Source organism: Paracoccus marcusii, from assembly GCF_006151785.1.
In the GTDB taxonomy this organism is placed as follows: Bacteria; Pseudomonadota; Alphaproteobacteria; order Rhodobacterales; family Rhodobacteraceae; genus Paracoccus; species Paracoccus marcusii.
In genome coordinates this window covers 24,597-48,992 of the sequence record NZ_VDDD01000004.1, presented here as the reverse complement: position 1 = coordinate 48,992, position 24,396 = coordinate 24,597, and the positions used below count along the sequence as shown (strand labels likewise).

Sequence of the window (24,396 nt, the reverse complement as noted above, 5' to 3'; positions counted from 1 at the left end):
GCGGTGCCCTTCTGTCTTGCGTTGCGTCCTATATGGTCCGGTGCGGTCCAGGGTTCAATGTTGACAGTGCGGCTTTTGCGACTAGCGTGCGCGGCAAATCGCAGACCCGAGGTTCCATGATCCCGTTTCCCGACATCGCCCCCGAAATCTTCACGATCACCCTGGGCGGGTTCTCGTTCTCGCTGCGCTGGTATGCGCTGGCCTATCTGGCCGGCCTGATCCTGGGTTGGCGGCTGATCGTCGCGATGATGCGCCGTCCCGCGCTGTGGGGCGGCACGCCGCCCACCGCGCCCGACCGGGTCGACGACCTGCTGACCTGGGTCATCCTGGGGGTGATCCTGGGCGGGCGTCTGGGGTTCGTGCTGTTCTACGAGCCCGTCTACTATCTGTCGAACCCCGGGCAGATCCTGCAGGTCTGGCAGGGCGGGATGAGCTTTCACGGCGGCTTTGCCGGCGTGATCGTCGCGACCTGGGCCTGGTCGCGAAGCCAGGGCGTGCCTGTCCTGCGGCTGGCCGACGCGATGGCCGTCGTGGCACCGATCGGCATCTTCTTCGGGCGCATTGCCAACTTCATCAACGCCGAACTGTGGGGCCGCCCCACCGACCTGCCTTGGGGCGTGGTCTTTCCCGGCGAGGCGGCGCAGACCTGTCCCGGCATCGTCGGACCATGCGCCCGCCACCCCAGCCAGCTGTACGAGGCGGGACTTGAGGGCCTGCTGCTGGGGCTGATCCTGCTGGTCCTGGTCCGCGCCGGGGGGCTGCGCCGCCCGGGCCTTGCGTTCGGGGTTTTCCTTGCCGGCTATGGGCTTGCGCGCATGTTCGTCGAACTGTTTCGCGTTGCCGATGCCCAGTTCATCACGCCGGACAACCCGCTTGGCCACGTCCTGGGCGGCCCTGTGATCGGTCTGACGATGGGGCAGACACTGTCGCTGCCGATGGTCCTGATCGGGCTGGCGCTGGTGGCTTATGCGCGGCGCCGCCCGCCCGTCGCCGCATGACGCCCCTGGCCGCGATCATCGCGGCGCGCATCCGCGCGACGGGGCCGATCAGCCTGGCCGAGTACATGCAGGTCTGCCTGATGGACAGTCGTCACGGCTATTACGCGACGCGCGATCCCTTCGGCACCGCGGGTGATTTCACGACCGCGCCGGAGATCCACCAGATGTTCGGCGAACTGTGCGGCCTTGCGCTGGCGCAGACCTGGCTGGACCAGGGTGCCCCGGCCCCGTTCGCCTTGGTAGAGCCGGGACCGGGTCGCGGGACGCTGATGGCCGACATGCTGCGCGCGATGCGGCAGGTGCCCGGCCTGCACCAGGCCGCCGACGTCGCCCTGATCGAGGCCTCGCCGCATCTGCGCGGCGTTCAGCGCGATCGTCTTGGACCCGTCACGCATCTCGACCGGATCGAGGATATAGGATCCAAACCACTGTTCCTGATCGGGAACGAGTTCATCGACGCCCTCCCGATCCGTCAGTACCAGCGAACCGACGATGGCTGGAGAGAGCGTCTGGTCGGGCTGTCGGAAAACGGTCTGCACATGGGGCTTGGCCCCGTCGTGCCGCTGGCCCGGACGGGGTCCGTGGGCGACATCGTCGAGGAATGTCCCGAAGGCGCGGCCTTTGTCGAGGCCGCGGCCCGCCACATCGCGAATCACGGCGGCTGCGCGATCCTGATCGATTATGGCGGGTGGAACGGGTTCGGCGACACGTTCCAGGCCCTGCGCAACCATGCCCCCGAAGATCCGCTGGCGCATCCGGGGCAGGCGGACCTGACTACGCATGTTGATTTCGCGCCCTTGGCCGCCGCGGCCATCCGGGGCGGGGCGGTGGCGTCGCGTCCTGTTCGGCAGGGCGATTGGCTGCGCGCCCTGGGGGCCGAGGCACGGGCCGCCCGGCTTGCCGCCGCGGGCGACGGGGGCGCGATGGCCGCGCTTCGGCGCTTGACCCACCCCGACGAAATGGGTCACTTGTTCAAGGTAATCGCGATCTGGCCCAAGGGCGCGCCGCCCGTCCCCGGATTTGTCGCGCTGGAGGCCCATGCAGACCACGCTTGAGATCCTGACCCACCCGTTGCTTTCCGACGTAAGGCACGGATTCTTCACGCGAAAGGGTGGGGCATCCTCCGGGCTGTTCGCCGGTCTGAACTGTGGGCGCCGCTCTTCGGACCAAAGCGAGATGGTGCTGGTCAACCGTGCCCGCGTTGCGGGCGCGATGGGCCTGCCGCTGGCCACCGTCAAGCAGATCCATTCGGCGGACGTGGTCACCTTGACGGACGATCACGATGTCGATGTGGTCAAGGACATCAAGGCCGACGGGCTGGTCACCGCCCGGCGCGACGTGGCCTTGGCCGTGCTGACCGCCGATTGCCAGCCCGTGCTGCTGGCCGATTCCGCGGCTGGCGTCGTCGGCGCCTGTCACGCCGGGTGGCGCGGCGCCATCGCCGGCGTGATCGAGGCGACGGTGGCCGCCATGCGCGATCTGGGTGCGACCGACATCCGCGCGGTGATCGGCCCCACGATCAGCCAGCGCGCCTATGAGGTCAGTCCCGAATTCATGGATGAGTTTCTGGCCGACGATACTGCCAATGACCGGTTCTTTTCCGGCGGTCCGAATGGTCGGCCGATGTTCGACCTTCCCGCGTTCGGGCTGTCACGGCTGCGCGCGGCTGGCGTGCAGGCGGAATGGTCGCGGCACTGCACCTATTCCGACCCCGACCGCTTCTTCAGCTATCGCCGGTCCACGCATGAAGGCCAGGCCGATTACGGTCGGCTGATCAGCGCCATCTCGCTAGCCGCCGAACGCAACTGAACGCAGGGGCGGCGGTATCCGCCGCGCAGGGGCCGGGCGCAGGCCGCGGCGCAGGGCCATCTGAACCCCGGCGCCCAGCAACGCCGCCATCTGTCCCAGGACCAACGTGATCAGGGCGGCTGCGGCCATGGCGGCGTCGGCCAGGCGCCGCATCAGGCGCAGGCTGTCGGATTTGCCCAGCACTGTCAGCACACGGGTCGTGTCCGGCCCCGCGGCTTCTGACAGACGCGCCAGGCGGCGCAGGTCGTCCGGATCGTCGGCCAGCCGCAGGATCGGCAGCAGTTCGGGAACCGAAGCCTGTCGCCCGATCGTCCGCAGATCACCGGCGATGCCGGACAGGGCCCGGGCGGGCGCGGAGCTGCGCGCCGCGGCTGACAGCGCGCGTGTCATGCCGGGTGACAACGCATCGGCGCGACGCGCGACGCGCAGCGTGGTGGCGGCACCCTTGATCGACAGACTGCTGCCCGCCGTGACCAAGGTTCCGGCGGTCGCGGCAAGGCCTAGGGTCGCCAGCGCAGCCTCGATGCCGTCGGGGTCGCCTCCGGCAGCCCAGGTGCCGCCCTGCCGGATCAGCGCCGCGGCATCGCCTGCAGGAGACAGCTCGAACGGCAGGGTGCAGGCGGCGATCAGGGACAGGCTGGGACAGGCGGTCACGTCGCGCATGCAGGTGCCGCAATCGGACAGCGTGTCCAGCATGCCAACCGCCAGCGCGGCGTCGGCACGGGCGCGCAGGTCGGGTGGCAGCGGCGTGCCCTGATCGCGGGCCAGATCCATCAGCATCTGCACCTGCTGGCGGTCGCCTGCATCCAGCGCGGCGGTCAGGCGGGGAATCAGCCAGTCCGGGGTCGCGCGGTCGGTCACGGCGCGCATCAGGGCCGCACGGGCCTGATCCAGGCCGCGATCGACAAGCGGTGCGGCGAAGGGGTTCTGCGACAGCATCCAGCCCGTCACCGCGACCGTCGCCAGCGACCAGATCAGCAGCGTCAGGCGGGCCAGCCTGCGCAAGGATCAGCCTGCTTCGCGGACGCGTTCCTCGACGATCTCGAAGGGGACGGCGGGTTCGTCCTTGGCGCCCCGGATCACCAGCGACGTCTTGACCGATGCCACGTTCGGCGCGGCGGTCAGGCTGTTGGTCAGGAAGCGCTGGAAGGTCGACAGGTCCGGAGAGATGCATTTCAGGATGAAATCGATCTCTCCGTTCAGCATGTGGCATTCGCGGACCAGCGGCCATTCCTGAACCAGCGCCTCGAAGGCCGACAGGTCGCGTTCGGATTGCGACGCCAGGCGCACCATGGCAAACACCTGCACCTCGAATCCCAGTTCGCGGGCGTCGATGTCGGCATGGTATCCGCGGATATAGCCCAGCTCCTCCAGCGTGCGGACGCGGCGCAGGCAGGGCGGCGCCGAGATGCCCACCCGGCGGGCCAGTTCGACATTGGTCATGCGCCCGTCGGCCTGAAGTTCGGCCAGGATCTTGCGGTCGATGTCGTCCAGTTTGGCGCCGGCCATAGTTGTCTTTCTTCTGTCAGGTCTTGGCGTTGCCGGAAACTACAATGCCGCCCCGTCCGGCGCAACAATCTTATCGACGTCGGTCCGTGGCGGGGATGCGTTGCAGTCCGGCGCATGAGGGACTACCTCATGCACAAACCGCGAAAGGGGCGCAAGATGACCGAACGCAGCCATGTGAAACTTTTGATCGTGGGATCGGGCCCGGCGGGATACACCGCCGCCGTCTACGCCTCCCGCGCCATGCTGGGGCCGATGCTGATCCAGGGGATGCAGCCCGGCGGGCAGCTGACCATCACCACCGAAGTCGAGAACTGGCCCGGCGACACCGAGATCCAGGGCCCCGACCTGATGGTCAAGATGGAGACCCACGCTCGTGCGATGGGTGCCGAGATCGTTACCGATCTCGTGACCGCGCTGGACCTGCAGAAGCGTCCCTTCACGGCGACGTGCGACAGCGGTCGGGTGGTCACCGCAGACGCGGTGATCCTTGCCACGGGGGCGCAGGCGCGCTGGCTTGGCCTGCCGTCCGAGGAGAAGTTCAAGGGTTTCGGCGTCAGTGCCTGTGCCACCTGTGACGGGTTCTTCTATCGCAATCGCGAGGTCGTGGTGATCGGCGGCGGGAACACCGCGGTCGAGGAGGCGCTGTTCCTGACCAAATTCGCCAGCAAGGTGACGCTGGTGCACCGCCGCGACAGCCTGCGGGCCGAGAAGATCCTGCAGAACCGCCTGTTCGCCCACCCCAAGGTCGAGGTGATCTGGAACAGCGAACTGGCAGAGGTCACCGGCACCGAGACGCCGGTCGGCGTCAGCGGCGCCACGCTGCGCAACCTTGTCGATGGAACGACGCAGACGATCAAGGCTGACGGCGTGTTCGTGGCAATCGGTCATGCACCTGCCAGCGAACTGGTCAAGGATCAGCTGGAACTGCACAACGGCGGTTACGTCAAGGTCGAGGCGGGCAGCACGCGCACTTCGATCCCGGGCGTGTTCGCGGCGGGCGACCTGACCGATCACATCTATCGTCAGGCTGTAACCAGCGCGGGCATGGGATGCATGGCCGCGCTGGATGCCGCACATTTCCTCGAGGCTCAGGGCGAGGTCGAGCTGGAGCCTGAGCAGCGGGTTGCCGTCATCTACTGACGGCTCAGCCGCGCTCGCGCGAGCGTTCGCGGGCCGGCAACTCACCCGCGTGATCCAAGGCACCCGACGGTGCGGCGTCACGCTGCGTCTCTGCCAGCCCGGCCTTGCCGGGATCGGCATCGGGGTCGTTCGGGTGCAGCGGTCCACCGGTCTCCATCATCGCGTTGATGGCGTCGTCCTTCAGTGCGGCAACTTTCTGGGCCAGATCCTTCTGGCTGGGATCGGCATCGCCTTCGCGCCGTTCGCGTTCTGCCGTCGCCCGGTCCAAGGCGACGGTCAGGAACTCGGCCTTGCTGCGCGTGCCTGCGTTGCCGGCCGCAGGGTTTGTGCCCTTGGGCCCGGCCTTTCCGCGCGCCTCGCGCCCTTGGCGGGCTGCAATGTCGCGCGCGCGGTTGCGACGGACACGCAGCAGCCCCACCAGATCGGACAATTCCTTGTCGGACAAACGGCCCAAGGCCGGTTGTCGGGTCTGGTTCGCCAGCTCCAGTTCATCCTGGGACAAGGCGCGCTGCTCTTCCTGGCTTGCTGTGGTCTGGTCGGTCATCATGCGCTCCTGTCGTTGCGGTTCGCGGACCCAACGTGACGCGTGTGGTCGGGTTCCCCGCGGCACGCCCGAAGCGAAAAGCGTTTTCCCAGACTTGAATATCGCTTTAATGGGGGCTATGCGTCGCTTCGAGTCGCGCGATCCCCGCAGGGTCGCGTGTTGATCCGTTTCTGCGCAACCCACGAGTCGTGACCATGACCCTGCCCAAGTATGCCCCCATTCCCGAACTCTATGTCTCCGAGGCGTCGGCCGCCGCGCTCAAGGACGATGCCGGGCGGATGCCCAGCTGGGACCTGACGCCGCGCCAGATCTGCGATCTGGAGCTTCTGATGAACGGCGGCTTCAACCCGCTGAAGGGCTTTCTGACCCAAGCCGACTATGACGGCGTCGTCAGCGACATGCGCCTGACCTCGGGCGCGCTGTGGCCGATGCCCATCACGCTGGACGTGTCCGAAAAGTTCGCCGAAGGGCTGGAGCCGGGCACCGACATCGCCCTGCGCGACCAGGAGGGCGTGATCCTGGCGATCATGTCGCTGACCGACAAATGGGTGCCGAACAAGGCGCTGGAGGCCGAGAAGGTGTTCGGCGCCGACGACTTGGCGCATCCGGCGGTGAACTATCTGCACAATGTCGCGGGCCCGGTCTATCTGGGCGGCCCGGTCAAGGGCCTGCAGGCACCGACGCATTACGATTTCCGCGCCCGCCGCAACACGCCCAACGAACTGCGCACCATGTTCAAGAAGCTCGGCTGGAGCCGCGTCGTCGCGTTCCAGACCCGCAACCCGCTGCACCGCGCGCACCAGGAGCTGACCTTCCGTGCCGCCCGCGAGGCTCAGGCGAACCTGCTGATCCATCCGGTCGTCGGCATGACCAAGCCGGGCGATGTCGACCACTTCACCCGCGTCCGCTGCTACGAGGCGGTGCTGGACAAGTATCCGGCGGCCACCACCAGCCTGTCGCTGCTGAACCTGGCGATGCGCATGGCCGGCCCGCGCGAGGCTGTATGGCACGGCCTGATCCGGGCCAACCACGGCGTAACCCACTTCATCGTCGGCCGCGACCATGCCGGACCCGGCAAGAACAGCCAGGGCCAGAACTTCTATGGCCCCTATGACGCGCAGGAGCTGTTCAAGGCCCACCAGTCGGAAATCGGCGTCGAGATGGTCGACTTCAAGCACATGGTCTATGTGCAGGAAAAGGCGCAGTATTTCCCCGCGAACGAGATCCCCGAGGGCAGCACCGTCCTGGACATCAGCGGCACCGAACTGCGCCGGCGCCTGCGCGAGGGTCTGGACATCCCGGAATGGTTCAGCTTTCCCGAGGTCGTGCAGCAGCTGCGCCGCACCTCGCCCCCGCGCGCCAACCAAGGCTTCACCGTGTTCTTCACCGGCCTGTCGGGGTCGGGCAAGTCGACGGTCGCCAACGCGCTGATGGTCAAGCTGATGGAGATGGGCGGTCGTCCCGTGTCGCTGCTGGACGGTGACGTGGTCCGCAAGCACCTGTCGTCGGAGCTGGGGTTCAGCAAGGAGCATCGCGACATCAACATCAAGCGCATCGGCTATGTCGCCTCCGAGATCACCAAGAACGGCGGCATCGCGATCTGTGCGCCGATCGCACCCTATACCGCGACGCGCCGCGCCGTGCGCGAGATGGTCGAGGCCGGCGGCGCCTTCGTCGAGGTCCATGTCGCCACACCCCTGGAGGAGTGCGAACGCCGCGACCGCAAGGGCCTCTACAAGCTGGCGCGGGAGGGCAAGATCAAGGAGTTCACCGGGATTTCAGATCCCTATGAAGAACCGGCCAACCCCGAACTGCGCGTCGACACGACCGACATCGACGTGGACAGCGCCGCGCATCAGGTGCTGCTGAAGCTGGAGAGCATGGGCCTGATCGGCCTGTCCTGATCCCTGCCGCAGTGATACGAACGGCCCCGGTGCGACACCGGGGCCGTTTGGCGTCCGGAACCTTGCGCGCCTGCGGATGGTTCCGCGCTGACCGTCAACGGAGTTGCCCGATGCCCCATTCCGCCAGCCCGCCCAAGGGCGTCAACCCCTGGGCCGCAACCGTGCTGTTGCTGATGGGCAATTTCATGAACCTGATCGATGTCAGCATCGTCAACGTCGCGCTGCCCTCGATCCGCACCGATCTTGGCGCCAGCGAGACGCAGATCGAATGGATATCGGCGGCCTATGTGCTGGCCTTTGCGGTGGGCCTGCTGCCCTGCGGACGCTTCGGGGACAAGCTGGGACGCAAGCGGCTGTTCCTGTCGGGCGTGGGGCTGTTCACGCTGGCATCCGTCCTGTGCGGGCTGGCGCCCGATATCAACGTTTTGATCGGCGCGCGTGCGCTGCAGGGCATCGGTGGGGCGATGATGGTGCCGCAGGTCATGGCGATCATGCACGTGATCTTTCCCCCCGAACAGAAGGCCAAGGCATTCGCGCTGGCGGGCGTGGTCATCAGCCTGGGCGCGGTCACGGGGCCGCTGCTGGGCGGCGTGCTGATCAGCGGGAACCTCTATGGGCTTGAATGGCGGCCCATCTTCCTGGTCAACCTGCCGGTGGGGTTGCTTGTCGTATTGGCGGGGTTCTGGCTGATCCCGCGGCTGGAATCGTCGCGCGACATGGCGATCGACTGGTGGGGCGTGGGCCTGTTCGGTCTGGCCATCACACTGGTCGTCCTGCCGATGATCGAGGGACCGCTGCTGGGCTGGCCGTGGTGGACGCTGGTCACGCTGGTTGCGGCGATCCCCGTCGGGGCGCTGTTCCTGCGACGCCAGCACGCACTGGAGGCGGAGGGCCGGGAACAGCTGCTGCCGATGGTGCTGCTGCGGGATCGGGGCTTTCTGTCCGGGGTGACCGTGGTGATGCTGCATTTCTCGGCCATTCCGGGAATGTTTCTGGTCCTGGCCATCTATTTCCAGACCGGCTTTGGCCTGACGCCGCTGGAGTCGGGCATCGCCACGGCGCCGTTCCCATTGGGCATCATGCTGGGCAGCTATGTCACGGGGCGGTTCGGGACGCGGGCGCTGGTGGGGCGGGTCGCCCTGGGCGCGGCGGTCATGCTGGCCGGGATGATCTGGTTGCGCCACGCGGCGGCCCACCCGCCTGCCGATCTTGGCCCCGGTACGCTGGTCGGGCCTTTGGCGATGAACGGCCTGGGGATGGGTCTGGCGATCTCTCCGCTGTTCCAACTGGTGCTGCGTGACGTGCCGGGGCGCATCGCGGGGGCCGCGACGGGGGGGATGCAGGCGTTCCAGCAGATCGGCGCGGCCATCGGCATCGCCATCGTCAGCAGCCTGTTCTTTGTCCGCCTGCGCGTTGATCAGGACCATGCCGCGGCCACCGGCCACGCGCTGTCCTATCAGATCTGCGTCTTTGCGGCGATCCTGACGGTACTGGCGCTGCGCCAATGGCGCGGTGACCGCCGGGCGGTGACGCCATGAGCTGGCGGTCGTCCCTGGAGGTCTGGGATGTCGCCACCGGGCAGTCCCGCGTGATCCTGCGCACCCCGATGCTGATCGAGGCGCCGAACTGGCACCCTGACGGCTGGTTTCTTGTGAACGGAGAGGGGCGCCTGTGGCGCGCCGATGCCGACGGCCTGCAGCTGCTGCAGACCGGCTGCGCCGAACGGTGCAACAACGACCACGGCTTTCTGCCCGACGGGCGGGTGATCTTTTCCGCGCATGACGGGACCGGGGCCGGGATGCATGTCTGGGACGGCGAAGCCACCCAACCGGTGGGCGCGCAGCGCCCAAGCTGGTGGCACGGCGCGCACGGCGACCGGCTGGTCTATGCCTGCGCGCGGGGCGACCGCGTGGTACGGATCGCCACCTGCGCCGTGGATGGCAGCGGCGAACGGGTGCTGACCCAGGACGTCGCCCATCACGACGGTCCCGATTTCAGTGCGTGTGGCACTTGGATCTGGTTCAACAGCGACGCGACCGGTCATGCGCAGATCTGGAAGATGCGCGTCGATGGATTGGACGCCGCGCCGGTCTTTCGCGACGATTCGGTGAACTGGTTCCCGCATCCGTCGCCCTGCGGGCGCCATGTCGTCTATCTGGCCTATGCGCCCGAAACGCTGGAACATCCGCGCGACCGGGACGTATCCCTGTGGATCATGGCGCCGGACGGGACGGAACGGCGCAAGCTGTGCGACCTGTTCGGTGGGCAGGGCACGCTGAACGTGCCCTGCTGGTCGCCCGATGGGCGGGCTTTCGCGTTTATGCGCTATGCCTAATGGACGCTGACGGGCCGCAGCTCGTTCTCGCGCGCCAAGGTGAAGGCCAGGGCGCGGTCCTGGACCAGGGCCAGCCGTTCACCATCGGTGTCGTGGACGGCGTACAGGGTCTGAACGCCGGGCAGTTGGTCTTGGACGTCGCGGGGCAGGGTCGCAGCGGCGACCTGCCGGATGTAGACGGTCTGGGCGGACGTACCGCCTCCGAAATCGAATTTGCTATCCATGATGATCCCCTTGCTTGCGGCTGATCGGAATGGTCTTGACGACCTGCTGCGGGTTCACCCGGCGCAGGTCGATATGCAGAAGCCCGTTTTCCATCGCGGCGGACGTCACCTCTACCCCGTCGGCCAGCACGAAGCTGCGCTGAAAGGCACGGGCGGCGATGCCGCGATGCAGATAGACGCGGGCGTCGTCCGGTTCGGGTTGCCGGCCGCGGATCACCAGCTGGCGGTCCTCGGTCGTGATGGCCAGGTCGTCCTCGGCAAAGCCGGCGACGGCCAAGGTGATGCGGAAGGCATCGGGCGGCAGGTGTTCGATGTTATAGGGCGGATAGCCCTCGGCCCCCTTGGAGGCCCGCTCCACCAGGCGTTCAAGCTGGTCGAACCCCAGCAGATAGGGATGCGCCCCTAAGGAAATCTTCGTCATCTCAGCCCTTTGCGTTGCAGCGACTGCAGGTCCTGGGCCCCGTTGCGGCGGCCTCCGTCCTGCGCAAGATATGGAAAGGACGGCATCGTTTTGCAAGATCCGCGCTGTCAGGGCCGAAGGTCGCAGGCCTCCATCGCCTGTCCGATCGCGCGCCGAGACCCCTCCAACGGCAGGCTGAGGGTCACCGGCCCGGCCAGCAGGGTGACCTGCCGCCCCCCGGTCAGCGCCGACAACAGCTGCGATCCGGGATCGGCGGCGATCGAATGGACGCCGTTCGTCATGTCGGACGGCACGGCGATCCGCTGTCCGTCGACCAGGACGACGATCGGATCATCGGTCTGTCCCATCCCGTCGATCACCAGACGTCCCGCATCGCCGGGCCGGCAGACATAGCTGAGCCTGCGTCCCTCATAGGCGATCTCGGCAGCGTGGCCGGGCCCGTCGGGCAGGCGCCCCGTGTTCCAGGTGACATCGCCATCGGACTGGCCCGCGGCGGGGCCGGCGATCATCAGCGCAAGGATGGTGGCAAGCCGCGACATGGCAACCCTCCGGGACACACCCTCACGATGGCGTGAGCCGTGTGGTTTGTCGATGCCAGCTTAACAGATGCCGCGCGACGCGCTATAAGTCGGAACCACGGCATTTCCCAAGAGCCCGCCCGATGAACATGCAGCATTCGATGAACCACGACGAGATCAGCCGCGCCCGTCTTGCGGCCCTGCGCTGCGAGCATCGCGACCTGGACGAGGCCATCGCCGCCCTTCAGGGCCAGCTGACCGCCTCCGTCGCCTTGCAGCGGCTGAAGAAGCAGAAACTGTCGCTGAAGGATCGCATCGCCCGACTGGAGGATGAGCTGACCCCCGACATCATCGCCTGATTGCGACCCGCGCGGACCCGCGCTAGGACAGGCACGCGGCGCACAATACGGGGACGATAGATGACCGAAGCGGTGGGAATCATCATGGGCAGCCAGTCCGACTGGCCGACCATGCGCGAGGCGGCACAGATCCTGGACGAACTGGGCGTGCCCTATCACACCCGCATCGTCAGCGCGCACCGCACCCCGGACCGGCTGTGGGACTATGGCAAGTCGGCGGTCGGGCGTGGTTTGCACGTGATCATTGCGGGGGCAGGGGGCGCGGCCCATCTGCCCGGCATGATGGCGTCCAAGACCCGCGTCCCGGTGATCGGGGTGCCGATTCAGACCAAGGCGCTGTCCGGTGTCGATTCGCTGTATTCGATCGTGCAGATGCCCAAGGGCTATCCGGTCGCCACGATGGCGATCGGAGCGGCGGGTGCCGCCAATGCGGGGCTGATGGCCGCGGGCATCCTGGCGCTGAACGACCCGGCGCTGGCGCAGCGGCTGGACGACTGGCGCATGGCGCTGTCGGCCTCGATACCCGAGGAGCCCGTCGATGACTGAGGTCCGCACCATCGGGATCCTGGGCGGCGGCCAGCTGGGCCGGATGCTGTCGGCGGCCGCAAGCCGCCTTGGCCTGCGCTGTCACATCTTCGAACCGGGCGCCGCCCCTGCGGGTGACGTCGCCTGGCGCGTGACGACCGCTCCCTATGAGGACGAGGCCGCGCTGCGGGCCTTTGCGGACAGCGTCGACGTCATCACCTATGAATTCGAGAATGTGCCGACCAGCGCACTGGATCTGCTGGAAAGTCTGCGCCCCATCCGCCCGGCGCGGCGCGCGCTGGCCGTGTCGCAGGACCGGTTGACCGAAAAGACCTTCCTGACCGACATCGGCCTGACCGTCGCGCCCTTTGCCGACGTGCCGGATCAGGGCGCGCTGGACGACGCCATCGCGCGGATCGGTCGCCCGTCGATCCTCAAGACCCGGCGCATGGGCTATGACGGCAAGGGGCAGGTGCGCATCGGAGAGGGTCCGGCCGACTGGACCGGCGCACCGTCGGTCCTGGAGGGGTTCGTGAACTTCACTGCCGAGATCAGCGTGATCATCGCACGCGGCACCGATGGCCAGGTGGCGGCCTTCGATCCGGGCCTGAACGTCCATGAGGGCGGCATCCTGCGCACCACCACGGTGCCCTGCGGCCTGCCCGGGCGGGTGACCACCGACGCGGTGCTGATCGCCGCGCGCATCGCCAACGCGCTGGATTATGTCGGCGTGCTGGGGGTCGAGCTGTTCGTGACCCCGGAGGGACTGATCGTGAACGAGATCGCGCCCCGCGTGCACAATTCCGGCCACTGGACGCAGGCCGGCTGCGCGGTCGATCAGTTCGAACAGCATATCCGCGCCGTGGCAGGACTGCCCTTGGGCGACGGCAAGCGTCATGTGGACGTGGTGATGGAGAACCTGATCGGCGACGACATGGACCGTGTGCCCGCGCTGCTGGCACAGCCGCGGACGCAGGTTCACCTCTATGGCAAGGGGCAGGCGCGGCCGGGCCGCAAGATGGGCCATGTGAACCGGATCGCCGGATGATCCGACTGGCGGTGCGTGCCGCGATCCTGCATCGCGATCGCGTGCTGGTGGTGAATGCCTATCCGGGGCAGCAGTCCGACCTGTGGTGCCTGCCGGGCGGCGGGGTCGAACCGCAAGCCTCGCTGCCCGACAATCTGGCGCGCGAGGTTTTGGAGGAGACGGGCCTGAGCATCGCCGTCGGTGATCCCTTCCTGGTGAACGAATTCCACGACCCCTCCCGGCGGTTTCACCAGGTCGAGGTGCATTTCCGCGCCACGCTGACAGGGCCCGACGTGTTGACGCTGACCGATCCCGAAGGCGTCGTGAACCGTGCGCGATGGGTCACCCGTGCCGAACTGACCACGCTTAGGCACAAGCCCGATATGCTGGGCGATGCGATCTGGGGAGATGGCACGGCACGATACGACCCGCTGGAGCGGATCGTCGGCTGATGCGGAACCACGGCGGGGGGTCCGGGGGGCTGGCCCCCCGGCCGTCGCGGGACGCAACTACTCGGCGGCTTGCTTGACCGCGGTCTCGGATCCGACCTTCATGCGGAAGCCGCGCTCCAGCTGATCGAAGGGCGCCACCGGATAGTCGCCCGAAAAACAGGCGTCGCAATAGCGAGGCGCCTGCGGGTCGCGGCCCGCAGCCTCGCCCGCCGCGCGGTACAGCCCGTCCAGCGACACGAAGGACAGGCTGTCGACGCCGATCCATTCGCGCATCTGTTCCGGCGACATGTTCGCCGCCAGCAGCTTGTCGCGGTCTGGCGTGTCCACGCCATAGAAGCACGGCCAGGCCGTCGGGGGCGACGCGATCCGGAAATGCACCTCGGCCGCGCCCGCATCGAGGATCATGTCCTTTATCTTCCGGCTGGTGGTGCCGCGGACCACGCTGTCGTCGACCAGCACGACCCGCTTGCCGCGGATCAGTGCCCGGTTCACGTTCAGCTTCAACCGGACGCCCATATTGCGGATCTGGTCGGTGGGCTCGATGAAGGTGCGGCCCATGTACTGGTTGCGGATGATCCCCATGCCATAGGGAATGCCCGATTCTTGCGCAAAGCCGATCGCCGCGGGCGTGCCGCTGTCGGGAACCGGGCAGACCAGATCGGCCTCGACCGGTGCCTCGCGGGCCAGTTCCACGCCGATCTGGCGGCGGGTCTCATAGACCGACCGCCCGCCAATGATCGAATCGGGGCGCGAGAAATACACGTGTTCGAAGATGCAAAAGCGCCCGGTCGACGGGCCGAAGGGCCGCGACGATTCGATCTGGCCCTTGGAGATGACAACCATCTCTCCGGGCTCGATCTCGCGCAGGAATTCGGCGCCGATGATGTCCAGCGCGCAGGTCTCTGACGCCAGGACGTACCCATCCTCACCCACGCGGCCCAGCACCAGCGGACGCACGCCCAAGGCGTCGCGGACGCCGATCAGCTTGGTGCGGGTCATGGCGATGACGCTGAACGCGCCCTCGACCCGGCGCAGTGCGTCCTTCATCCGCTCGGGGATGTTGCGCTGGATCGACCGGGCCATCAGGTGGATGATGCATTCGCTGTCCGACGACGACTGGAAGATCGAGCCGCGCTCGATCAGTTCGCGGCGCAGGGCAGCGGCATTGGTGATATTGCCGTTATGCGCGATCGCGCAGCCGCCCATGTGGAATTCGCCGAAGAACGGCTGCACGTCGCGGATTGCGGTGTTTGCCTTGGTCCCGGCGGTGGAATAGCGGACATGGCCGATGGCCAGCTGTCCCGGCAGCGTCGCCATCAGGTCGGGCTTCGTGAAATTGTCACGGACATAGCCGAACCGGTGGGCGCTGTTGAAGCCGAAGTCGGGATGGTGGGCGACGATGCCGCCCGCTTCCTGTCCGCGGTGCTGCAGCGCGTGCAGCCCCAGGGCCACGAAGTTCGAGGCATCGACTACGCCGATCGCGCCAAAGATGCCGCACTCCTCGTGCAGACGGTCCGAATCGAACGGATGGGCCAGGAAAGGTTGCATCGCGCGGGCCTCGATCTGTGGGGGCTGATGTCGTCGTGCTGTCGGGGGACATGTAGTGCCGACGGCCGACAAAGTCACGCCCCCGCGGTTCCGCAGGGGCGCTTTTTCGTCATCTGCCTGTCATGGCGGATCAGTTCGCGGCGGGCGCTTCGGTCGTGACGGGGGTGCCGGTGGCGGTGCAGCCCATGACCATCTGTTCATAGCGGGTCACGATCCAGCCCGGCGCGTCGGTGGGGATCTGGTCGTCCATCTGGCCGCGCATGCGCTCGAAGACCTGGGCAGACCGCGAATTCTCGACCATCGGGACGTCCTGCGTGGTCATCACGCGGTCATAGACGATGAAGGCGATCGCGACCAGCAGGATGCCGCGCGCCACGCCGAACAGGAAACCCATCCCCTGGTCCACGCCACCCAGGGCCGAGCGTTGTACGACCGAGGAGAATAGCGGCGTGATGATCGAGAAGATCACCAGCGCCAGCGCGAAGACGACGGCAAAGCCCGCGATCGTCGCCAGCTCGCAGCTGTCGCCCATGAAGCGGTCCAGCACCGGCAGCTGCGCCACCATTGGCCGCACCGTCGGCGCGAACAGGAAGGCCAGTACGGCCGCCCCGATCCAGCCCAGGATCGCCAGCGATTCGCGCACGAAACCGCGCGACCACGCCAGGATGGCCGACAGGATGATGACAGCCGCCACCACCGCATCAATGATCGTAAATCCGTCCATAAAACCGCCCCTTGCGCCGGTTGTCGTTCAGTATCAGGCGGTTCAGCCGGCGCCGAAGACCTCGCCCACAAATGCGGTCAGATCGGTGATGCGCCGAAGGGCCATCCCCGACTGGCCCTCGACCTTGGAGGCGTCGGGCAGGATAGCCTGTGAAAAACCAAGTTTCTGCGCCTCTTTCAACCTGTTTTCGGTCTGCGACACGGGGCGCAGCGCCCCCGACAGGCTGATTTCGCCGAAAAGCACGGCCTCCGGAGGCAGGGCGTTATCCTCGCGCGCCGACAGAAGCGCGCCGGCGATCGCCAAGTCTGCCGCGGGTTCCGCGACCTTCATGCCGCCCGCGACGTTCAGGAACACGTCCAGCCCCGCGAATGGTATCCCGCAGCGTGCCTCGAGGACCGCCAGGATCGTGCTGACGCGGCCGCTGTCCAGGCCCACGACGGTGCGCCGGGGGCTGGCAAGCGTCGATGGCGCCACCAGCGCCTGAACCTCTGTCAGGACCGGGCGGGTGCCCTCGATGCCTGCAAAGACCGCGCTGCCGGCGATGGGCTGCCCGCGTTCCGACAGGAACAGCGCAGACGGGTTCGTGACCTCGGCCAGGCCGCTGCCGGTCATCTCGAACACGCCGATCTCTCCGGACGGGCCAAAGCGGTTCTTGACGCTGCGCAGGATGCGGAACTGGTGGCCGCGTTCGCCCTCGAAATACAGGACGCAATCGACCATGTGCTCGACCACGCGGGGGCCCGCGATCTGGCCGTCCTTGGTGACATGCCCCACCAGGATCACCGCAACGCCGCGGCTTTTGGCGAATGTCACAAGCTCGTGGGCGGCGGCGCGGACCTGGGCCACGCTGCCCGGTGCGGCTTCGACGGTGTCGGACCACAGGGTCTGGATCGAATCGATCACCGCCACGTCGGGGCGTTCGGCGTCCAGCGTGGTCAGGATGTTCCTGAGGTTCGTCTCGGCCCCCAGGCGCATCGGTGCCTCGGCCAGCCCGAGGCGCACGGCGCGCATCCGGACCTGTGCGCTGGCCTCCTCGCCCGAGAAATAGATCGCCTGATAGTTCGCGCGCGAAAACGCCGCGGCTGCCTGCAGCAGGATCGTCGACTTGCCGATGCCCGGATCGCCGCCGACCAGCAGTGCCGAGCCGGGAACCAGGCCGCCGCCCAGCACGCGGTCCAGCTCGTCGATGCCCGACAGGAAGCGGGGCGGGGGCGGTTCGCTGGTCGACAGGCCCGACAGGGGTACGGCCCGACCCTTGGCCGCGCCCAGTCCCCGGCCGGGGCCCTGGGACAGGGGCGCTTCCTCAATGATGGTGTTCCAGGCGCCACAGGCGTCGCAGCGCCCGGCCCATTTCTTGTGGGCGGCGCCGCAGGCGGTGCAGGTGAAGGCTGTTGTCGCTTTTGCCATGCCCCTCATGTCGCACCGGGGGACGGGCGTCGCAAGGTGGGTATTAGCACGAATGCAAGGCATTCACGCCTTTGTCGGGTTGAATTTCGGGGTCGGCGGGGGCAGGGTCCGGGCGGAAATTCAGGGGCTTGGACCATGGCGATAGGCTTTTCGCGTTTCGAATTCATGATCGCCTGGCGGTACCTGCGGGCGCGGCGCGCCGAGGGCGGCGTCAGCGTCATGACCTGGATCAGCCTGATCGGCATCGCCATGGGCGTCATGGCGCTGATCGCCACGCTGGCCGTCCGCGCGGGCTTCCGGGCCGAGTTCGTGGACACGATCCTGGGCGCGAACGCGCACACGACCGTCTACATGGCGCCGCAGACCATCACCAACGAGTTCACCGACGACGTCTATGTCGTACCCGGTCGGATCGCCGACTATGAGGCCATGGCCGCGCGGCTGGCCGAGGTTCCGGGCGTCACCCGCACCGCGGCGATCATCAAGGGTCAGGTGATGGCCAGCGCCAACGACTCCTCCAATGTGGCCGAGGTCTTCGGCGTGACGCGGGCCGACCTGGAGGCGATGCCCCGGATCGTCGACCCCGCCACGTCCGAGGGTGACCTTGCGCGGTTCGATCAGGGCATCGCCATCGGGTCGGGCATCGCGCGCGAATTGGGCGTGGGGGTGGGCGACCGCATCCGCCTGATCGCGCCGGAGGGCGCGCGCACCGCAATGGGCACGACCCCGCGGGTGAACGCCTATGAGGTGACCTATATCTTCAGCGCCGGGCGCTATGACATCGACCGCACGCGGGTCTACATGCCCCTTGCCGAGGCGCAGTCCTATTTCAACCGAGAGGGTGTCGCGGACGAGATCGAGGTCTTCGTCGACGACCCCGAACGCGTGGACGACTGGACGCTGCCCCTGATGCGCGCCGCCGGAGAGGGCGCGCAGACCTGGTCCTGGCGCGACAGTTCCGGGTCGTTCCTGTCCGCGCTGGACATGGAGGACGACGTGATGTTCGTGATCCTGTCGGTGCTGGTCCTGATCGCGTCGATGAACATCACCAGCGGGCTGATCATGCTGGTCAAGAACAAGGGCCGCGACATCGGCATCCTGCGCACGATGGGCCTGACCGAAGGGTCGATCCTGCGCGTCTTCTTCCTGTGCGGGGCCTTCACCGGCATCATCGGCACGATCGCGGGGGTGATCCTGGGCGTGGCGCTGGCGCTGAACGTGGACAACATCATGGCGGCCCTGAACGCGCTGACCGGGGGCGGCGCGTGGCAGCCCGAGGTGCGCGGCATCTATCGTCTGCCCGCCGACCTGCGGGCCTGGGACATCTTCCGCGCGGTGGCGCTGTCGCTGACGCTGTCCTTCGTCGTGACGATCTTTCCCGCGCGCCGCGCCGCGCGCATGAACCCGGTGGAGGCCCTGCGCTATGAGTGACGTGTTGCGGCTGGAGGGCGTGGGCAAGACATATGCCAAGGACGGTCCCGCGCCTGTGACGGTGCTGGACGGGCTGGACCTGACCGTCGCGCGCGGAGAAGTCGTGGCGCTGGTCGCCCCGTCGGGGGCGGGGAAATCGACGTTGCTGCACATCGCGGGGCTGCTGGACACGCCCGATACGGGGCGGGTGTGGTTGGCCGGCCGCGACATGACCGGCCTGCCGGACCGCACGCGGACCGAGGCGCGGCGGCAGGAGCTGGGCTTTGTCTATCAGTTCCACCACCTGCTGCCCGAATTCAGCGCGGCCGAGAACATCGTCCTGCCGCAGCTTGCCAATGGCACAGCCCCCCGTGACGCGCAGGCCCGGGCCGCCGACCTGCTGAACCGCGTCGGCCTGGCGCATCGCGCGGATCACCGCCCCGCGCAGATGTCGGGCGGAGAGCAGCAGCGCGTGGCCTTTTGCCGGGCGCTGGCGAACCAGCCCGCGTTGCTGCTGGCGGACGAACCCACGGGCAACCTAGACCCCGAGACGTCGGACAGGGTCTTTGACGTGCTGATGGGTCTGGTGCGCGATACCGGCCTGTCGGCGCTGATCGCCACGCACAACCATGCCCTGGCCGCACGGATGGACCGTGTGGTGCGCCTGACCGCCGCCTGATCGTTGCACCGCCCCGCGCGCGGGTGCATGCTGGACAAAACGACAACCGACGGGGGCACGGACGATGCGGGCAGTGATGATGGCAGGGGTGGCGGGATTGGCGCTGGCGGGGCTGGTCGCCGCCTGCGCGCCCGAGGCGCAACCGACGGGCGCGGCGCGCGATTACGCGGATTACTGCGCAAGCTGTCACGGGCCGGGCGGACGGGGTAACGGGCCCGCCGCCGTGGGCATGGTGCCCGCGCCCGCGGACTTGACCATGCTGGCCGCACAGGATGGGGGCGTGTTCCCCAAGACCCGCGTGATGGGCCAGCTAGTCGGATACACGATGGGACGCAGCGAATCGCACATGCCGATCTTTGAGGTCCTGCGCGAGGGGCCGGTCGTCATGTATGACGACGGCTCGGGACAGCGCGTCGCCACGCCGGCGCGGTTGGTCGCGCTGGCGGATTACCTCCAGACCCTGCAGCGCTAAAGCCATGCGCGCGGCGATTGTCGGGCTGACCTGCATGCTGGCCTTGCCTGCGGGTGCTGACGGGCTGGAACGGTTCGGGACCACGATGAAATATGCGCTGCCGCTGGCGGCAGCCGTCTGCGCGGCCGATCAGGATCGGCTGGAGGATTTCGCCGTGCGCGGTGCCCTGCAGGCGGCGGTGGTGCTGGGCCTCAAGGCGGTGTTCGACGGATCGCCCCTGGGCACCCGTCCGACCGGAGAGGGGCGGGGTTTCCCGTCGGGGCATTCCGCCGCCGCGGGGTTCGGGGCCGCGGATCTGGCCGGCAAGTGCTGGGAGGACGATCCCGCTTTGGGCGCCGCCGCCTATGGCGCCGCGGGGCTGACCGCTTTCAGCCGTGTGCAGGCCGGCGAACATACGGCCGATCAGGCGCTGGCCGGTGCGCTGATCGGGATCAGCTTCGGCGCGGCCAGCTTTGGCATCGGCTCCGAAGGGGCCGCGATCAGCTTCGGCCTGCGCTTCTAGCGCAGAATGACGCGCGGCGCGTCGCTGTGCGGGCCGACCTCGCCGATGACGTCGGCATCCGCGAAACCGTGGCGCGCAAAGGCCGCCTGCACCGCCTCCAGCGCGTCCGGCGCGCAGGCGACCATCAGCCCGCCGCTGGTCTGCGGATCGGTCAGCAGCGCGCGTTCGGCATCGCCGAAGCCCTGCGGCAGGGCCACGCCCTCGCCGTAGCTGGCCCAGTTGCGGCCCGAGGCGCCGGTGACATGGCCCGCCGCGATCAGCGCGTCGATGCCCGGCAGACGCGGCACGGCGGACCAGTCGATCATCAGATCGCAGCCCGATCCGCGCGCCATCTCCAACCCGTGCCCCCCCAGACCAAAGCCGGTGACATCGGTCATCGCATGCACGCCCTCGATGGCGGCGAGGTCCGGACCGGGGCGGTTCAGCTTGGTCGTGACCTCGATCATGCGGGCATAGCCTTCGTCGTCAAGTTGACCCTTCTTCAGCGCGGCCGACATGACGCCCACGCCCAAGGGCTTGCCCAGCACCAACAGGTCGCCCGGCTGTGCCTCGGCATTGCGCTTCAGCAGGGCAGGGTCGATCAGGCCCAAGGCCACCAAGCCATAGATCGGCTCGACCGAATCGATGGTGTGGCCGCCGGCGATGGGGATGCCCGCCTCGCGACAGATCGAAGCGCCGCCATCCAGGATCGCCGCGATCGTCGCATGAGAGATCGCGTTGATCGGCATGCCCACCACCGCCAGCGCCAAGATGGGTGTCGCGCCCATCGCATAGACGTCGCTGATGGCGTTGGTCGCCGCGATGCGACCGAAATCATGCGGATCGTCCACCACGGGCATGAAGAAGTCGGTCGTCGCCACCAGCGCCTGCCGGTCGTTCAGCTTGTAGACGGCCGCATCGTCCGACGTCTCGATCCCCACCAGCAGTTCGGGCGGGACGGGCAGGGCGGCGCTGCCCCGCAGCAGGTTCGACAGGACGCCCGGCGCGATCTTGCAGCCGCAGCCGCCGCCATGGGTCAGGGATGTCAGGCGCGGTTCTTGCATGTCGGTGGCGGTCATGGGGACTCCTGTCGGTTGGACGCAGCATAGCGCGGCGGCGGGGATGTTCCAGCGCCGGGTGACCGCAATCTGCTTGCAGGCCAGCGGCACGGCGACTAGAACGGCTCAAATTTTCAGGCCGCCGGATCGGTGGCCCTTCTTTCTATGAGGACGATGATGCAGGTCAAGGAAACGCAGAACGACGGTCTTCAGCGCGGGTATCAGTTCACGCTGCCCGCAGCAGACCTGGCCAAAGCCGTCGACGCCAAGCTGAAAGAAGCTCAGCCGGAAGTCGAGATGAAGGGCTTTCGCAAGGGCAAGGTGCCCATGGCGATGCTGAAGAAGCAGTTCGGCCCGCGCATCCTGGGCGAGGCCATGCAGGACGCCATCGACGGCGCGCTGAAGGACCACCTGGAGAAGTCGGGCGACCGCCCCGCCGCCCAGCCCAAGGTCGAGATGGAGAACGGCGAAACCTGGAAAGAGGGCAACGACGTCGTGGTCAACGTGACCTACGAGACGCTGCCCGCGATCCCCGAGGTCGACCTGACCGCGCTGTCGCTGGAAAAGCTGACCGTGCCCGCCGAAGACGCGGCCGTCACCGAGGCGCTGGAGAACCTGGCCAAGTCGTCGCAGTCCTTCGAGGACCGCAAGAAAGGCTCCAAAGCCAAGGACGGTGACCAGGTCACCATCGACTTCAAGGGTTTCGTCGACGGCGAGGCCTTTGAGGGCGGCGCGGCCGAGGACTATCCGCTGGTCCTGGGTTCAAACAGCTTCATCCCCGGCTTCGAGGACCAGCTGGTCGGTGTGAAGGCCGGTGACGAGGTCAAGGTCGAGGTGAAGTTCCCCGAGGAATACGGCGCACCGCACCTGGCCGGCAAGGACGCCACCTTCGAATGCACGGTCAAGGCGGTCAAGGCCCCGAAAGAGGCCGAGATCGACGACGAGCTGGCCAAGAAGTTCGGCGCCGACGACCTGGACGGTCTGAAGAAGCAGATCACCGAGCGTCTGGAGGCGGAATACGCCGGCGCCGCCCGCGCCATCATGAAGCGTTCGCTGCTGGACCAGCTGGATGCGGCGGTCAAGTTCGACCTGCCCAAGTCGCTGGTCGAGGCCGAGGCCGCCCAGATCGCGCACCAGCTGTGGCACGAAGAGAACCCCGAGGTTAAGGGCCACAACCACGATGCCATCGAGCCGACCGAAGAGCACAAGACCCTGGCCGAGCGCCGCGTGCGTCTTGGCCTGCTGCTGGCCGAGATCGGCCAGAAGGCCGAGGTCACTGTGACCGACCAGGAGATGACCCAGGCCGTGCTGCGCGCCGCCCGTCAGTATCCGGGCCAGGAGCGTCAGTTCTTCGAGTTCATCCAGCAGAACCAGGCCGCCCAGCAGCAGCTGCGCGCGCCGATCTTCGAGGACAAGGTCGTCGACCTGATCGCCGAAAAGGCCAAGGTCGAAGAGAAGACCGTGACCAAGGCAGAGCTGGAAAAGGCCGTCGAGGCGCTGGACGAGCTGTGATTTCGGTCCACTGACCGCGCAGGGGCCGCATCTTCGGATGCGGCCCTTTTGCGTTCGGGGCTTGATGGACGGGTCGGGCGCGACTAGGTGATCGCCATGACGACAAGCCTTCACCTGATGAAACTGTGCGTGGGTGCCGAAGGCCCCGATGAGCTGGCTGCGTGGCAGACCCGGTTCGGGTCCGGCCCGGCGCGTCACGTCACGCGCATGTGGCCCAAGCGCGAGGCGGAGCTGCTGGAAGGCGGGTCGATCTTCTGGGTCTTCAAGGGCGTCATGATGGCCCGCCAGCGCATCCTGACCCTGGAACGGGTCGAGGGTGCCGACGGTATCCAGCGCTGCGGCATCGTGCTGGACCGCGACCTGGTTCGGGTTGCGGCCGTTCCGCGCCGTCCGTTCCAAGGCTGGCGTTATCTGGCCGCTGCGGATGCGCCACCGGACCTGCCCGCAGGCCGCGCGCTGGAGGAGGCCTTGCCCCCCGCCATCGCTGCCGCCTTGGCTGACATGGGCCTGCGCTGAGGCTTGACGGGACTGCGGCCAGCCGCTATCCGGACGAACGATGCGGGTGTAGCTCAATGGTAGAGCAGAAGCTTCCCAAGCTTACGACGAGGGTTCGATTCCCTTCACCCGCTCCACTTCCCGATCTGTATCTGATGCGCCATGGCGAGACGCTCTGGAACGTCGAAGGCCGCCTGCAGGGCCGCGGGGATTCCCCCTTGTCCGACCGCGGGATACGTCAGGCCGGATGGCTGGCGCATCTGACGCGCGGGATCGACGGCTTTCGCGTCTCCAGCCCGCTTGGACGGGCCGACCAGACGGCGCGGATCGTGTTTGGCGACAGGTTCCGGCATGATGCGCGCCTGTCCGAAATCTGCGTGGGTGAATTTGCGGGGCACCTGGAGCGTGATCTTCGCGGCCGCCATCCCGACCTGTTCCGCGGTGGCGAATTAGCGTGGTACGACTGCTGCCCGGGCGGCGAAGGGTTCGCCGCACTGGAGGTACGGTGCCGGGCATTCCTGATGGACCTGACCGGCCCCACGCTGGTCGTGACCCATGGCATCACCCTGCGCATGCTGCGATGCCTTGCGTTGGGCCAAGCCCCCGCTCATCTGGCCCATGGGGTGATTCACCAAGGCGGCATCCACGTGATCCGCAACGGTGCAGAAACCGTCATGCGCCACGTGGATGATGTCTGATCCGCCCTTGCCAAGCGGTACCCAAATCGGTTTTATGCGCGGCGAGCGTGGCCCGTTAGCTCAGTGGTAGAGCGTCCCGTTTACACCGGGCCGGTCGGGAGTTCGAATCTCTCACGGGCCACCATGCATCAATTCGGACATCACGAC

28 protein-coding genes and 2 tRNA genes are annotated in these 24,396 nt (G+C 67.5%); 20 read left to right on the top strand and 10 right to left on the bottom strand.

Annotated elements, in window-relative coordinates; translation table 11 throughout:
- Positions 1-116 precede the first annotated feature (116 nt).
- From lgt to pgeF, 3 genes are read left to right on the top strand one after another with little or no spacing between them, the layout of a single operon-like run.
- On the top strand, positions 117-998 hold the full coding sequence (gene lgt / locus FHD68_RS01560; protein WP_139085063.1) for a prolipoprotein diacylglyceryl transferase: 882 nt from the start codon (positions 117-119) through the stop codon (positions 996-998).
- Entirely contained in the window at positions 995-2,053 is a 1,059-nt protein-coding gene (locus tag FHD68_RS01555; RefSeq protein WP_127898548.1) for a class I SAM-dependent methyltransferase, read from the top strand. The genes lgt and FHD68_RS01555 overlap by 4 nt, the downstream gene beginning before the upstream one ends.
- Positions 2,037-2,807, top strand: coding sequence for a peptidoglycan editing factor PgeF (pgeF, locus tag FHD68_RS01550; RefSeq protein WP_127898547.1), 771 nt, complete (start codon positions 2,037-2,039; stop codon positions 2,805-2,807). Before FHD68_RS01555 ends, pgeF begins: the two co-directional genes overlap by 17 nt.
- Here the strand turns inward: pgeF and FHD68_RS01545 are convergent.
- The gene (locus FHD68_RS01545) at positions 2,787-3,812 is read right to left on the bottom strand and encodes a hypothetical protein (protein ID WP_127898546.1); all 1,026 of its coding nucleotides are present in this window, start codon (positions 3,810-3,812) and stop codon (positions 2,787-2,789) included. The genes pgeF and FHD68_RS01545 overlap by 21 nt on opposite strands.
- Before the next feature lie 3 nt (positions 3,813-3,815).
- Entirely contained in the window at positions 3,816-4,316 is a 501-nt protein-coding gene (locus FHD68_RS01540) for an Lrp/AsnC family transcriptional regulator (RefSeq protein WP_045999164.1), read from the bottom strand.
- A gap of 156 nt (positions 4,317-4,472) precedes the next feature.
- Between FHD68_RS01540 and trxB the strand changes: the two genes are divergently transcribed.
- Positions 4,473-5,456 carry a thioredoxin-disulfide reductase gene (trxB, locus tag FHD68_RS01535; RefSeq protein ID WP_127899367.1) on the top strand — a complete coding sequence of 328 codons (984 nt, stop codon included), beginning with the start codon at positions 4,473-4,475 and terminating at the stop codon, positions 5,454-5,456.
- 4 nt (positions 5,457-5,460) lie between these two features.
- Here trxB and FHD68_RS01530 read toward each other — a convergent pair whose 3' ends face one another.
- The gene (locus tag FHD68_RS01530; RefSeq protein WP_139085060.1) at positions 5,461-6,000 is read right to left on the bottom strand and encodes a hypothetical protein; all 540 of its coding nucleotides are present in this window, start codon (positions 5,998-6,000) and stop codon (positions 5,461-5,463) included.
- A gap of 194 nt (positions 6,001-6,194) precedes the next feature.
- Here FHD68_RS01530 and FHD68_RS01525 point away from each other — a divergent pair, with 194 nt between their 5' ends.
- From FHD68_RS01525 to FHD68_RS01515, 3 genes are all read left to right on the top strand, one after another.
- The gene (locus FHD68_RS01525; RefSeq protein ID WP_127898544.1) at positions 6,195-7,904 is read left to right on the top strand and encodes a bifunctional sulfate adenylyltransferase/adenylylsulfate kinase; all 1,710 of its coding nucleotides are present in this window, start codon (positions 6,195-6,197) and stop codon (positions 7,902-7,904) included.
- 110 nt (positions 7,905-8,014) lie between these two features.
- Positions 8,015-9,442, top strand: coding sequence for an MFS transporter (locus tag FHD68_RS01520; RefSeq protein WP_127898543.1), 1,428 nt, complete (start codon positions 8,015-8,017; stop codon positions 9,440-9,442).
- A complete protein-coding gene (locus FHD68_RS01515; RefSeq protein WP_127898542.1) occupies positions 9,439-10,239 on the top strand; it encodes a TolB family protein in 801 nt (266 codons plus the stop codon). The genes FHD68_RS01520 and FHD68_RS01515 overlap by 4 nt, the downstream gene beginning before the upstream one ends.
- Here FHD68_RS01515 and FHD68_RS01510 read toward each other — a convergent pair.
- The 3 genes from FHD68_RS01510 to FHD68_RS01500 all read right to left on the bottom strand — a co-directional run bounded on the left by FHD68_RS01510 (position 10,236) and on the right by FHD68_RS01500 (position 11,423).
- The gene (locus FHD68_RS01510) at positions 10,236-10,463 is read right to left on the bottom strand and encodes a DUF1150 family protein (protein WP_045999169.1); all 228 of its coding nucleotides are present in this window, start codon (positions 10,461-10,463) and stop codon (positions 10,236-10,238) included. The genes FHD68_RS01515 and FHD68_RS01510 overlap by 4 nt on opposite strands.
- Positions 10,456-10,884: an Hsp20 family protein gene (locus tag FHD68_RS01505; protein ID WP_045983045.1), complete on the bottom strand. Its 429-nt coding sequence runs from the start codon at positions 10,882-10,884 to the stop codon at positions 10,456-10,458. The genes FHD68_RS01510 and FHD68_RS01505 overlap by 8 nt, the downstream gene beginning before the upstream one ends.
- A gap of 107 nt (positions 10,885-10,991) precedes the next feature.
- Positions 10,992-11,423, bottom strand: a complete 432-nt coding sequence (locus FHD68_RS01500) for a hypothetical protein (RefSeq protein WP_045983046.1) — start codon at positions 11,421-11,423, stop codon at positions 10,992-10,994.
- Between the two features lie 122 nt (positions 11,424-11,545).
- On the opposite strand from FHD68_RS01500, the gene FHD68_RS01495 reads away from it, so the two are divergent.
- The 4 genes from FHD68_RS01495 to FHD68_RS01480 are packed head-to-tail and all read left to right on the top strand — an operon-like array spanning position 11,546 to position 13,765.
- Positions 11,546-11,761: a YdcH family protein gene (locus FHD68_RS01495; protein ID WP_045983047.1), complete on the top strand. Its 216-nt coding sequence runs from the start codon at positions 11,546-11,548 to the stop codon at positions 11,759-11,761.
- 60 nt (positions 11,762-11,821) lie between these two features.
- Positions 11,822-12,307: a 5-(carboxyamino)imidazole ribonucleotide mutase gene (gene purE / locus FHD68_RS01490; RefSeq protein WP_127898541.1), complete on the top strand. Its 486-nt coding sequence runs from the start codon at positions 11,822-11,824 to the stop codon at positions 12,305-12,307.
- Positions 12,300-13,334 carry a 5-(carboxyamino)imidazole ribonucleotide synthase gene (locus FHD68_RS01485; protein ID WP_127898540.1) on the top strand — a complete coding sequence of 345 codons (1,035 nt, stop codon included), beginning with the start codon at positions 12,300-12,302 and terminating at the stop codon, positions 13,332-13,334. The genes purE and FHD68_RS01485 overlap by 8 nt, the downstream gene beginning before the upstream one ends.
- Positions 13,331-13,765, top strand: a complete 435-nt coding sequence (locus FHD68_RS01480; protein WP_045983050.1) for an NUDIX domain-containing protein — start codon at positions 13,331-13,333, stop codon at positions 13,763-13,765. Before FHD68_RS01485 ends, FHD68_RS01480 begins: the two co-directional genes overlap by 4 nt.
- 57 nt (positions 13,766-13,822) lie before the next feature.
- Here the strand turns inward: FHD68_RS01480 and purF are convergent, their stop codons facing one another.
- The 3 genes from purF to radA form a co-directional block, all read right to left on the bottom strand.
- On the bottom strand, positions 13,823-15,313 hold the full coding sequence (gene purF / locus FHD68_RS01475; RefSeq protein ID WP_045980781.1) for an amidophosphoribosyltransferase: 1,491 nt from the start codon (positions 15,311-15,313) through the stop codon (positions 13,823-13,825).
- A gap of 130 nt (positions 15,314-15,443) precedes the next feature.
- Entirely contained in the window at positions 15,444-16,037 is a 594-nt protein-coding gene (locus FHD68_RS01470; protein WP_127898539.1) for a CvpA family protein, read from the bottom strand.
- Between the two features lie 42 nt (positions 16,038-16,079).
- Positions 16,080-17,444 (bottom strand): DNA repair protein RadA, encoded by a 1,365-nt coding sequence (gene radA, locus FHD68_RS01465; protein WP_045999173.1) that lies wholly within the window; start codon positions 17,442-17,444, stop codon positions 16,080-16,082.
- A 135-nt stretch (positions 17,445-17,579) separates the two neighbouring features.
- On the opposite strand from radA, the gene FHD68_RS01460 reads away from it, so the two are divergent.
- The 4 genes from FHD68_RS01460 (at position 17,580) to FHD68_RS01445 (ending at position 20,507) form a co-directional block, all read left to right on the top strand.
- On the top strand, positions 17,580-18,875 hold the full coding sequence (locus FHD68_RS01460) for a lipoprotein-releasing ABC transporter permease subunit (RefSeq protein ID WP_240542408.1): 1,296 nt from the start codon (positions 17,580-17,582) through the stop codon (positions 18,873-18,875).
- Positions 18,868-19,533, top strand: a complete 666-nt coding sequence (locus FHD68_RS01455) for an ABC transporter ATP-binding protein (protein WP_127898538.1) — start codon at positions 18,868-18,870, stop codon at positions 19,531-19,533. Before FHD68_RS01460 ends, FHD68_RS01455 begins: the two co-directional genes overlap by 8 nt.
- A gap of 64 nt (positions 19,534-19,597) precedes the next feature.
- Positions 19,598-20,005: a c-type cytochrome gene (locus FHD68_RS01450; RefSeq protein WP_045980776.1), complete on the top strand. Its 408-nt coding sequence runs from the start codon at positions 19,598-19,600 to the stop codon at positions 20,003-20,005.
- 4 nt (positions 20,006-20,009) lie between these two features.
- A complete protein-coding gene (locus FHD68_RS01445) occupies positions 20,010-20,507 on the top strand; it encodes a phosphatase PAP2 family protein (protein ID WP_240542407.1) in 498 nt (165 codons plus the stop codon).
- Here FHD68_RS01445 and selD read toward each other — a convergent pair.
- Complete coding sequence (selD, locus tag FHD68_RS01440) at positions 20,504-21,565, bottom strand: selenide, water dikinase SelD (protein WP_127898537.1); 1,062 nt, start codon at positions 21,563-21,565, stop codon at positions 20,504-20,506. The genes FHD68_RS01445 and selD overlap by 4 nt on opposite strands.
- Positions 21,566-21,721: 156 nt before the next feature.
- Here selD and tig point away from each other — a divergent pair, with 156 nt between their 5' ends.
- From tig to FHD68_RS01415, 5 genes are all read left to right on the top strand, one after another.
- The gene (gene tig / locus FHD68_RS01435) at positions 21,722-23,056 is read left to right on the top strand and encodes a trigger factor (RefSeq protein ID WP_127899364.1); all 1,335 of its coding nucleotides are present in this window, start codon (positions 21,722-21,724) and stop codon (positions 23,054-23,056) included.
- Between the two features lie 96 nt (positions 23,057-23,152).
- Positions 23,153-23,572, top strand: a complete 420-nt coding sequence (locus FHD68_RS01430) for a DUF1489 family protein (protein ID WP_045980796.1) — start codon at positions 23,153-23,155, stop codon at positions 23,570-23,572.
- A 42-nt stretch (positions 23,573-23,614) separates the two neighbouring features.
- Positions 23,615-23,688: transfer RNA gene (locus FHD68_RS01425), tRNA-Gly, on the top strand.
- Positions 23,689-23,706: 18 nt separating this feature from the next.
- A complete protein-coding gene (locus FHD68_RS01420; RefSeq protein WP_127898536.1) occupies positions 23,707-24,249 on the top strand; it encodes a histidine phosphatase family protein in 543 nt (180 codons plus the stop codon).
- Positions 24,250-24,298: 49 nt separating this feature from the next.
- A tRNA-Val gene (locus FHD68_RS01415) sits at positions 24,299-24,373 on the top strand.
- Positions 24,374-24,396: the final 23 nt, after the last annotated feature.